The 11,551-nt window shown below is 45.7% G+C and carries 8 protein-coding genes; 4 read left to right on the plus strand and 4 right to left on the minus strand.

Annotation, left to right across the window (positions count from 1 at the left end; translation table 11 throughout):
- Positions 1-58: 58 nt before the first annotated feature.
- The gene (locus tag LWP20_RS07130) at positions 59-2,371 is read left to right on the plus strand and encodes a TonB-dependent receptor (RefSeq protein ID WP_242927431.1); all 2,313 of its coding nucleotides are present in this window, start codon (positions 59-61) and stop codon (positions 2,369-2,371) included.
- Complete coding sequence (locus tag LWP20_RS07135; RefSeq protein WP_242927432.1) at positions 2,371-3,183, plus strand: DUF4249 domain-containing protein; 813 nt, start codon at positions 2,371-2,373, stop codon at positions 3,181-3,183. The genes LWP20_RS07130 and LWP20_RS07135 overlap by 1 nt, the downstream gene beginning before the upstream one ends.
- 765 nt (positions 3,184-3,948) lie before the next feature.
- Here the strand turns inward: LWP20_RS07135 and LWP20_RS07140 are convergent.
- From LWP20_RS07140 to LWP20_RS07155, 4 genes are all read right to left on the minus strand, one after another.
- Complete coding sequence (locus tag LWP20_RS07140; RefSeq protein ID WP_242927433.1) at positions 3,949-4,764, minus strand: purine-nucleoside phosphorylase; 816 nt, start codon at positions 4,762-4,764, stop codon at positions 3,949-3,951.
- Between the two features lie 280 nt (positions 4,765-5,044).
- A complete protein-coding gene (sppA, locus tag LWP20_RS07145) occupies positions 5,045-6,823 on the minus strand; it encodes a signal peptide peptidase SppA (RefSeq protein WP_242927434.1) in 1,779 nt (592 codons plus the stop codon).
- Between the two features lie 216 nt (positions 6,824-7,039).
- Positions 7,040-8,308, minus strand: coding sequence for a replication-associated recombination protein A (locus tag LWP20_RS07150; RefSeq protein ID WP_242927435.1), 1,269 nt, complete (start codon positions 8,306-8,308; stop codon positions 7,040-7,042).
- Positions 8,309-8,458: 150 nt separating this feature from the next.
- Positions 8,459-9,601, minus strand: a complete 1,143-nt coding sequence (locus tag LWP20_RS07155) for an AI-2E family transporter (protein WP_242927436.1) — start codon at positions 9,599-9,601, stop codon at positions 8,459-8,461.
- 80 nt (positions 9,602-9,681) lie between these two features.
- On the opposite strand from LWP20_RS07155, the gene LWP20_RS07160 reads away from it, so the two are divergent.
- On the plus strand, positions 9,682-10,587 hold the full coding sequence (locus tag LWP20_RS07160) for a DMT family transporter (RefSeq protein WP_242927437.1): 906 nt from the start codon (positions 9,682-9,684) through the stop codon (positions 10,585-10,587).
- A gap of 234 nt (positions 10,588-10,821) precedes the next feature.
- Positions 10,822-11,547 carry a hypothetical protein gene (locus tag LWP20_RS07165; protein WP_242927438.1) on the plus strand — a complete coding sequence of 242 codons (726 nt, stop codon included), beginning with the start codon at positions 10,822-10,824 and terminating at the stop codon, positions 11,545-11,547.
- Positions 11,548-11,551 lie beyond the last annotated feature (4 nt).

Raw genomic sequence — 11,551 nt, forward strand, 5'->3', positions numbered from 1 at the left:
CCATCAAATTATTAAACGGTTTACCTAACTTCACTTTTTCATCAACCCTGCCGCTGCCATGCGTGTACCTCTTTTTCTGATACCGGTTCTGCTTTTACTTTCGCTGTTTAACCCAGCCCTGGCGCAAACTTCTTTTAGCGTAAGAGGCTTTGTGCGGGCAGCCGAAACCGGTGAGCCATTGGTAGGGGCCACCGTGGCTGTACCTGCTTTGCAGACTGGTGCTATTACCGATGCCCGTGGCTTTTATACGCTTACCTTACCAGCAGGAGATTATACTTTACAGGCAACTTACATCGGCTACCAAACCACCACAAAGCAGGTTTCCATTATCAATTCAGACGAAACCATAAACATATCCATGGCTGCAGCCAACAGTCAGTTGCGCGAAGTAGTTGTAGAGGCAAATTCGTTGGAACAGAAGTTTAACGCCAACCAGATGAGCGTTGAAAAGCTAACCTCTAAGGAAGCAAAGTTACTGCCAGCCATTTTCGGGGAGGTAGACCTGATAAAAACGCTGCAACTGAAACCGGGCGTGCAGTCTGGTAGCGAGGGCACAAGTGGCTTGTATGTGCGCGGTGGCGGCCCCGACCAAAACCTGGTTTTGTTGGATGATGCCGTGGTGTATAATGCCTCCCACCTGTTCGGATTTTTTAGTGTATTTAACCCCGATGCCGTGGAAAGTGTAGAGCTATATAAAGGTGGATTTCCGGCGCAGTTTGGTGGCAGGTTATCTTCGGTGGTGGATGTAAAAATGAACAAAGGCAATCCGGACAGGCTGAAAGTGACGGGTGGCCTGGGCCTTATCGCCTCGCGCCTGACACTGGACGGGCCGCTGGTAAAAGATAAAAGTTCGTTTATACTTTCCGGCCGTCGTACTTATTTCGATGTATTCACACGCCAGATAAACCGCCTTAAAGAGAACGACAAAGACTATAACCCTATCCCCGATTATTATTTTTACGACCTGAATGGTAAAGTAAACTATAAACTGGGTGAGAAAGATGAACTGTTTCTGACTGCTTACCACGGCCGCGATTTCTTTGGCTTTGAAGATGATGACTTTAAGTTTCGCTTTGACTGGGGCAATACGGTAGGCGCCCTTCGCTGGAACCATAAATTCAACCCGCGGCTATCAGCAAACACTTCCCTGGTACATTCCGGCTACCAGTATACTATCAGCAACCGCATCGATATCTTCACTTTTAAACTGACTTCCGATATAAAGGATCTGAGCCTGAAAACGGATTTCGACCTGTTACTTGATGAAGGCCATACCTTGCGATTTGGTGCTTCGGCTACCAGGCACGATTTTACAGTGGGCCGCCTCAACTTCGATTCCGATGACAACCGCCTTTCTTTCAGTGCCGGCAACAAGTATAAAGCCAGCGAGTTTGGTGTGTATGCCTCAGATGATTACCTAGTAAATGCACAGCTTTCGCTTAACTATGGCCTGCGCGTATCGGGCTTTAACAGCGGTGGCAAAACATACTTTGCTTTAGAGCCGCGGGCATCGGCTAAGTATAATTTATCGGAAAGCCTGGCCTTGAAAGGAAGCTACGCCAGCATGATGCAGTACATCCATTTAGTGGCAAATTCAGGTGCGTCGTTGCCTACCGATGTCTGGTATCCGTCTACACCCGGCGTAAAACCCCAGCGCTCTCAGCAGGTGGCACTTGGAGTAAGTAAATTACTGAACAACGGCCAGTTTCTGCTTACCAACGAAGTATACTACAAGTGGATGCGCCGCCAGATCGACTTCCGCGACGGCGCTAACTTATTTGTGAACGACAGCCTGGAAAACGACTTTTTATATGGTAAAGGCGAAAGTTATGGCACCGAATTATACTTTGAAAAAATAAAAGGGCGCACCACCGGCTGGGTTGGCTATACTCTGTCCTGGACGTACCGGCAGTTTGATGAGATAAACGACGGCCGCCGCTTCCCTACCCGCTACGACCGCCGCCACGACATCAGCGTTGTGCTCTTGCACCAGTTAAACAAGCGCATCAGCCTGACAGGTGCATTTGTGTATGGTACCGGAAACGCCTACTCACTGCCTGTGGCGCGCTTTGCGTTTCAGGATGTGGAAGGGAAAGAGCCAACCGTAGTGCCCGTATACTCTGACCGCAATAGCTTCCGGCTGGCACCTTACCACCGCCTTGATCTGGGGCTTATACTTAAACTGCGGCCTAAACGCGGCGAATCTGACCTGAGCTTTAACGTGTATAACGCCTACAACAGGCGCAACCCATACTTTGTATACTTTGAACAGATAAAAGACGAGAACGACGAAGAAACCCTCAAATTTCAGGGCAAGCAAGCTTCGCTTTTCCCTATTATCCCTTCGGTTACCTACAACTTTAAATTCTGATGAAACTCAACTATAAACTATACTTGCTTCTGCTCCCATTTTTATTTTTTCTGGTTAGCTGCGACCTCGAAAAGGATATTGAAGTAGAATTGCCTTATCATGAGCCGCAGTTGGTAGTGGAGTGTTACCTGGAGCCGGGCAAACCGTTACGCGCCACCATACTCGAAAGCTCTGCTTATTTTGATGATCCGCAACCACCGCTTGTGCCCGATGCCGAGGTTTTTATCTCACATAACGGCCGCAGAACAAAACTAAGCTTTAAGCCTTTTTTCGATAGGGAGGCCCGTAAACTTTACACTCACCAACACGCAGAACTGGTAACCGGAAAACCAGGCGATATTTATAGTATAGAAGTAATAGATGGCAAAGGTCGCAAAGCAACGGGTTTTACCACCATCCTGCCCACCGTACCGATAGACACCGTAGAGTGGAAATTTAACGACAATGAGAAAGCATACCTGCTCACTACTTTCCAGGATGATGCAAACTCCCGCAATTTTTACCGCTACATGGTACACCGCGACAGCCTGAACACGGACTCTGACCGCGACTTCATAACAGACGATGATCTGACAAACGGCAAACGCACTTCCTACGGCTCTGCTTACGATTATGAAAAAGGTGATACCCTCATCATCACATTTTTCCACATTGAGAAGCCGTACTATGATTTTCTGCAATCTACTTCGGATGCTAAAAACGCAAATGGTAATCCTTTCTCACAGCCTTCTAAAATAAAATCTACTGTACAAGGCGGTTTCGGGGTATTTACTAATCTGGCGTATGACAGGAAAGTAGTGGTTATAAAGTAGGGTGAAATTTGAATCAGCTGCATAGTTAAAGCTTTTGCATTTGTGTAAACAGGCTATACTTCCAAGTATACTTTCATCCTCAGCTCTACTTGCCCATCGTTTCATTTTATACTTTGGTTCCCTCAGGCCGGGCGGCCTCGTCTTCGGGCATCGCGCTGCTTTCGCTTCCTTTGCTCGTTACCTCGCAATGCCTTTCAGGCACCGGAACCTCTCGAGGCGCTCAACCCAAAGACTGAAACATTTCTCATAGATATTGCTACTTTATAGTTTGAAATGATAAGCTTCGAAAATTATCGTGGTTATAGTTTCGTAGTGACAGGTCGCGACCTGTCCGCGCTCAAGGGCTGTAAATATAAACCGATAAAGTAAACTAAAGCGAAGGCATAAAGTCCCCCTTTGAAGGGGGTGAAGGGGGATGTTTATACTACCATTTTATTATGACACTATACTTCAAACTATAGCAAAGGCTATATAAGCTCCCCACCTAAGACAAGGAGGGGTTGGGACTGGTTGGACTATGGCAACTATAAAACCACACATTTAACTTTAGTGAGGGTAAAAACTCCCTCTCATGTTTTGGGAGTAGGGGCCGTCTTTAAAAGGGTAAGGTTCGAAGAAGTAAATTCCCCTCTCCGGAGGGGTGCAGGGGTGGGTTTATACTTTACTGTTGCAGTTTATACTTTGGCTGTATAAAAAATACCTCCAAAAACATAAAAAAGCCGCGAGAGGATATCCCGCGGCTTTATACTTAATCTCTTATACTTTCTACTGCAATTTTATCAGCTCACGAATTAGCATGGTCATGCGTGGCTCGGCGATGGCAGCAGCCTCCAGAATATCGGCAAGTTTTACTTTCTTCAGCCTGTCGGGCGTGCACATATCTGTAATAACCGAAACAGCAAAAACAGGCATGTTCATGTGGCGGGCAGCAATTACCTCCGGCACTGTAGACATCCCAACAGCATCAGCTCCAATAACACGCAGGTAATGGTACTCGGCGGGCGTTTCCAGCATTGGCCCAGGCACACTTACGTAAACACCTTCGCGCAGGTCAAAATCAGCATCTTCTGCAATTACCATGGCCTGGCGAATCATGTGTTCGTCGTAAACGTCGCTCATATCAGGGAAACGAGGGCCCAGATCATCCAGGTTTTTACCGATCAGCGGGTTAGATGGCTGCAGGTTGATATGGTCGGTAAGCACCATCAGTTCTGATTTGTTGAACTGCGGGTTAAGGCCACCGGCAGCATTCGATACAAACAGCTTTTGCACGCCCAGCAACTTCATTACACGCACCGGAAAAACCACCTGATCCATCGTATAGCCTTCGTAAAAATGGAAGCGCCCCTGCATTACAATTACTTTGCGGCCGGCCAGTAAACCAAAGATTAGCTTTCCTGAATGGCTTTCAACCGTAGAAACCGGGAAATGCGGAATATCGGCGTAAGAAAGGCTGTGCTGTACTTCTATTTCTTTAACCAATGCGCCCAGGCCAGTGCCAAGTATAATCCCGAACTCGGGGCCAAAACTGCCGGTAGTATTTTCTATGTAAGCTGCTGCTTCTCGTAATTGCTGCATCATATTTCTAAATGTGAAATGGCGTTTGTTATTTAAAAATGCGAAGTAGGGAATTTTATACTTCAGAATAAATGATTTTAATCACGTGATTTTCCATCATACAGATAATCAGCCCTACAAATTTACCTACACCGGCAAGTTGCAAAAAATTAGCCTCAGCTAAAACAAAAAACCGCCCCTGAAATTAAATTCAGAAGCGGTTTGAAGTATAGTCCTGTTACTGATTATCGTATTCCGGCCAGTTTATACTTGCAGTTATACTTTACAATCAGCACAATTAATTTTACTCAATGGTAAGATCGTACGGCATTCGGGCCTGTACGCCTCTGATGTTCTCTACTTTTTTGTAAAGCTTATACATCGGGTACATTTCGCCAAGCTCCGCTTTTACGGCACGCTCTTTTACTTCAGAACCCAGGTCGCCCAGCATCGAGTCGAAGAATGTTTTCTGGCGTGGCAATTCTTTTAAGCGGTAGTCTTTGTCTTTGATACCGGCTTTAGCTGCCGCAACTTCAATGGCTTTTTCAAGTCCACCAAATTCATCTATCAGCTTGCGCTCCTTCGCTTCTGTACCAGACCAAACTCTGCCCGACGCATATTGCTTCAACTGGTCCTGCGACATTTTACGACCCTGCGCAGCCTTGCTTGTAAATACTTCATAGATCTTGTTGATCTCGCGCTGCACAACCTGCTGCTCAAACTCCGTCATCGGGCGGCTTACCGTTGGCATATCAGAATATTTGCCGGTGCTTACATGGTCTATCGTTATGCCCAGCTTGTTGTTAAAGAAGCCCTGCATGTTTGGTATTACACCGAATACGCCGATACTTCCGGTAATCGTGTTCGGGTGCGCTACAATGGCGTCGCAACCCATGGCCATGTAATAACCACCAGATGCAGCCACATCAGACATAGAAGCAATTACCGGTTTTTTCTTGCGTGTAAGCTGAATTTCGCGCCACATTACATCTGAAGCTAGCGCGCTACCACCCGGCGAGCTGATTCGCAACACCACCGCTTTTACTTTGTCGTCTAGGCGGGCCTGGCGAAGTGCTTCTGCAAAACGGGTACTGCCAATGTTGTCATCATCGCCTTCGCCATCTACGATATCACCTTCGGCATAAATAACGGCAATGCGGTTTTTAGAGCTTTTTCCTTCTGCTTTGGCAGCCGCTTTTTTATACTTGTCCAGCGCGATCAGGTGCAGTTTTTCATCTTCTTTAATGCCGATCTTGCCTTTCATAAACGTGATCGCTTGATCGTAATAGCCTACGTCTGTGATCAGGCCATACTTCTTGGCATCTTCGGCTTCACGGATCAGCAGGTTATCAGAAATGTTCTTCAGCTCAGCGTAAGTCTTCTTTCTCGACTTGGCGATGTTCTGAAGCTGGTAATCATTAATAGAGTTCAGGAAAGAATTAACCTGCAGGCGGTTTGCTTCGCTCATCTTATCCAGGAAGAAAGGCTCTACGGCACTCTTAAACTCCCCTACCTTAAAGATCTGCGGTTTGATATCGAGTTTCTCGAGTGTGCCTTTAAAGAAGAAAATCTCAGAAGCCATACCGTTAAACTCCAGCGCACCCATTGGGTTCAGGTATATTTTATCTGCCACCGACGAAAGGTAATACCCTTTCTCTGTGATGATATCGCCGTAAGAAACCACGAATTTACCCGACTTTTTAAACTCGATCAGTTCATTGCGTATCTCTTCCAGTTTTCCCATGCCGGAATCAACCATGCGCATGTTCAGGAAAATACCTTTGATGTTGTCGTCGTTTTTAGCTTTGCGGATAGATTTCTTGATCTGGTCTAAGCCATCGGAGCTTGATACAAAGCCAGAGAAAGGACCAGAAGAAAAGCCTAATTCATGGAAAGGACTCTGTGGGTCGCGTTCTGTGATCTTTTTATCGAGCTTAAGCTCCAGCACAGAGTTTTCGGCTACTTTTACGTCATCGTCTGAGGCAGCACTGGCAGCTATACCTATAAGTATGAGCACCGTGATGAAGAAGAATACGAGCAGGCCTACAATGGTTGCCAGCACATATTTCAGGAAGTTTAACATATTTAGTTTTGTGTTTGAGTTCTTATAAAAAGTATAAAAGCGGTTGTGGCTTTACCTACAATAAACAAATTTACTGCTTATAGTTCAATAGAAGTATCATACTTTCTGCACTATTCGACCAACCTGCCCATTTTCTAGACCAACTATGTGAGTGATGAGTTCTGCCTTCTAAGTTAATCTATTTACTACTCCTGACTCGTGACTCAAAACTCAGGACTAATAATTATACTTCTTGCCCCACTGCGCCTGTAGTTGCTTTCGCATTTCTACCTCGCGTCCGTTTTGCCCTGGTTCGTACAGCCTGGTCTGGCTCATACCTTCGGGCATAAACTCCTGCCGCACAAAATTGCCTTCGTAGTCGTGGGCGTATTTATAGTTGTTGCCGTAACCAATCTCCTTCATGAGTTTGGTAGGTGCGTTGCGAATGTGCAACGGCACCGGCAGGTTACCGGTTTGCTGTACCAGTGCCCTCGCTGTTTTAATGGCCTTGTACGTGGCATTGCTTTTAGGCGATGTGGCTAAGTATACCGTGCACTGCGAAAGTATAATTTCTGCCTCCGGGTACCCGATCATCTGCACCGCCTGGAAACACGATGTAGCCATGAGCAATGCATTGGAATTTGCTAAACCGATATCTTCAGAAGAGGCGATGAGTAACCTGCGGGCAATAAATTTAGGGTCTTCGCCGCCTTCTATCATGCGGGCCAGCCAGTACACAGCTGCATTAGGGTCGGACCCCCGTATAGATTTAATAAAAGCGGATACCAGGTCGTAATGCATCTCACCGGACTTATCATACATCACGATGTTCTGCTGCGCTACCTGTTTTACCAACTCATTAGTAACGACCACTTCGTCGCCTTTCACGCCTTCGGCTACAATCTCGAGCAGGTTCAGCAATTTGCGGGCATCACCTCCCGAAATGGTCAGCAAAGCTTCGTACTCCTCTACCCGCACCTTGCGGTAGCGCATCCATTCATCATCGGCAAGGGCTTTATCTACAAGCTCTATGAGTTCGTCTTTGGTAAGGTGCTTGAGTATGTATACCTGGCAGCGCGACAGCAAAGCCGAAATTACTTCAAAAGATGGATTCTCGGTAGTGGCACCAACCAGAGTAACCGTTCCTTTTTCTACAGCTCCCAGCAAGGCGTCCTGCTGCGATTTGTTAAAGCGGTGAATCTCATCGATAAAAAGTACTGTTCCCTGTCGTTTTTTGGCCTGGTCTATTACTTCGCGTATGTCTTTTACACCCGAGTTAATAGCGCTTAATGCCACAAAAGGCACTTTCATCTGGTTGGCGATAATGTTTGCTAAGGTAGTTTTACCTACGCCCGGAGGCCCCCACAAAATCATACTTGGTATAACGCCCCCTTCTATGTAGCGACGTAAAATGCCGGTTGGCCCAACCAGGTGTTTCTGGCCGTAATACTGGTCAAGGTTATGAGGTCGCATGCGCTCGGCAAGCGGTATGTTCGGATGATTCATCGGCTCTGCTATACTTACGGTACCCGATTTGGGTTTAAAACAAAACTACGAATTTGCGCGCAAAGAGGTAAGTATAACATTCCCGGAAACTTGTATACTTTGGATGGCGGAAAACTGTAAGTATAGATTACAAATAAGAGTGGAAACCGTTTATTTCTTTGGCGGCTCGATCTCATTTTCCTGCTCCAGCTTTTCCCGGACATACTTGCTCTTCCGCCTGAGGATCGGAAATTTCATTGGATTATGCCTCGGCCTTTCGTCGCCGAATAAAACGCCCCATTGTTTAAAGCCTTCGCTCCTGTCGAAAATAATTTTTAACACCGCAATTATGGGCAAAGACAGAAACATGCCCGGTATACCTGCCAGCTTACCACCTAAAATTACACCTACAATGGTAGCCAGTGCATTTATCTTCACTTTAGAACCTACAATCCGGGGCATCAGGATATTGTTATCCAGGAACTGCACCACCGCAATTGTGCCAAGAACTGTAAAAATGGGCCACAGATCAGCTGACGATGCCAGCGTTAAAAGTACGCCGATTATATTCCCTATCAGGGCACCTATGTAAGGTATAAGATTCAGGAAAGCGAAAATCACACCAATCAGCAAAGCATGTTTGATGCCGACAATCAGCAGAATTCCGCCTAAAAGTATAGTTATATAACTTATCTGGATCAGCAGTCCGAAAAGGTAGCTTTTTATGATAATTTCCATTTCGGTCATGGCTTCCTCTACCTTTTTATGGTTCTCCTCCGGAAACCACAGGAACACAAAGCGTAGCAGCAGATTTTTATAGAATAGCAGCAGGAAAATGTAGATCGGCAGCAAGCCCAGGAAGATGATGACGGAAGTTACAGAGAGGGCAGCCCCGCTCAGCAGATTGCCGGCATACGACAACAGTTTATTACTTTGCTCACTCAGGAAGTTTGCCTGCTCATCCGTGGACAAAGGAGTTTTAGCATCTATCCAGGCACTTAACGATCTCAGGTGCTTCATTACGTTTTCCTGGATTACTGGAAAATCATGTATGAGATTACCGATCTGAGAAGTCAGAAACCAGATAATCAAGGCCAGCACCAACAGCAGCGCGAGCAGGCTGATCAGTATAGCAAATGTATCGGGAAGGCCCTTTTTATGAAAGTAGCGGTAGATAGGCAGCAACATGATACTGAAGAAAAATGCAATCAGCAGCGGCGCCAGCACCCCTTTGCCTTCCACAATTATACAGCCCAGGAAAAAAAGGCCCATCAGCTCTATCGATCTTTTAACTGTTAACGGCAATTCTTTCATAGTACCTGTAGCTTTCCCGAGTCAACTTTTAGTATAGTTCTGTATACGAGCAACACAGAATAACCATGTACCTTTGCAGCATGAGTAAACAAGTGCAGGTGCATGCGGCGTTATTTATAGTAGCGCTTATTTATGGCAGCAATTACAGCGTGGCCAAAGAGGTAATGCCGGAGTTTGTTGGCCCCTATGGGCTGATCGTGATCAGGGTAGTTTCGGCAGCCATTTTCTTCGGTATTTTTTCGAGGCTGGTAGTGAAGGAGAAGATAGTTGGCCGCGCCGACAACCTGCGCTCTATTGCTTGTGGCGTTACCGGCATTGCCCTTAACCAGCTCTGCTTTTTCGGTGGCCTGAACCTGACGGCTCCCATTAATGCTGCCCTGCTGATGGTGATTGTGCCTGTCATCGTGCTCATCTTTTCGGCTATACTTCTGAAAGAGCGGGTTGGCAGCAGAAAAATAGCCGGAATTGTGCTGGCTTGTGCTGGGGCACTGTTGCTGATTTATACTTCGCGCGGCGAAAAAACCAGCGGCAATATTGTAGGCGATCTGCTCATAATCCTGAACGCAGTTTCTTTTGGCATGTACCTGGTACTGGTAAAACCCCTGATGCAGAAGTATAAAGCCATAACTGTAGTAAGCCGCATTTTTGCCGTTGGCGCTGTGCTGGTAGTTCCGTTTGGCTGGCAGCAGTTTACAGCACCCAACTATAGTTCTTTCCCGGTATCTATCTGGCTGGCGCTGTTGTTCATGGTTTTTGCTGTTACCATTATCGCCTATCTTTTCAATACCTGGGCGCTGCGTTATGCTAATCCCTCGCTGGTAGGCGCCTATATTTACCTGCAGCCTGTATTGGCTATACTTATAGCTGTTGGTTTTGGCAAAGATGTGTTTACAGTAGAGAAAGCACTCTATGCGCTGCTGATCTTCGCGGGAGTATACCTGGTTAGCCGCACAAAACAACATAACGTGGTGCAGGAGGAGGTATAACATATCACAAGCAATTCTATAGCTTCGATTTTTATACTTGACTGCAGCATCTCTTCACTTTCTTTAGTATTACTCTGGTTATCTCTCTTTTATTTTGATTTCACAGTCATTAAGAAGAGTTGACTTCTTATTGCCTTTAATTCAGCCTTTTACAGCCTTACTGAATTTATTCACTGATCCGGATTCATAAATAATATCTGTAAAACAATATATTTGCTTCCTCAAAATAAAACTATGGCTGAATTAGAAGTTGTAAAACACACCAAAGCAGTTTATAACGTAATGAAAGACCCACATACCAGCTGGAAACACAAGCTTAAGGAAACTTTGATAGAGATTGGGATCATTGTGTTTGCTATCACCTTATCGCTGTGGCTGCATAATTGGAGCGAGCATAACCATGTAAAACAGGAGGAGAGGGAATTTCTTACAGGCCTGAAGGTAGATTTGCAAAAGGACCTGACAGAGCTACAAGGTGATATAAAGACCTATAGAGAAGTAAAAAAGGGATTCAATTACTTTTACAATGTTGCATATGGCCTGCCTTTGCAGCCAGACAGTTTAAAGCACTACAAGTGGGTTTTGTACAACTCCACTCATTTTAACGCGAACAACAGCAGGTACGAAGGATTAAAAGCTTCAGGTAAACTGGGGATTATCGAAAATAAAGAGTTGCTGAATAACATTTTGGAGCTCTATCAGGAAGACATTCCCTGGATGAACTTGCTGAATGCAGACTTGAACAACTATAAGAGGGAAAGACTGGAGCCTGCCATAAATACTCTCCTGATCCAAGATAAGAACAATAACGGAAACTGGGAACAAGTGCTTCGTGAGCCACAAGTACAAAATAACCTAAGGCATTCTGCAAGTATTAATGAAATCATGGCTAAGTATGATGGTGTGATTGAAAAGTATAACAGAACCCTTGCTCTTATAGCTGAGGAAGTTAAGAAATAAACTT

The sequence above is a fragment of the Pontibacter vulgaris genome (genome assembly GCF_022758145.1).
GTDB classification, from domain to species: Bacteria; Bacteroidota; Bacteroidia; order Cytophagales; family Hymenobacteraceae; genus Pontibacter; species Pontibacter vulgaris.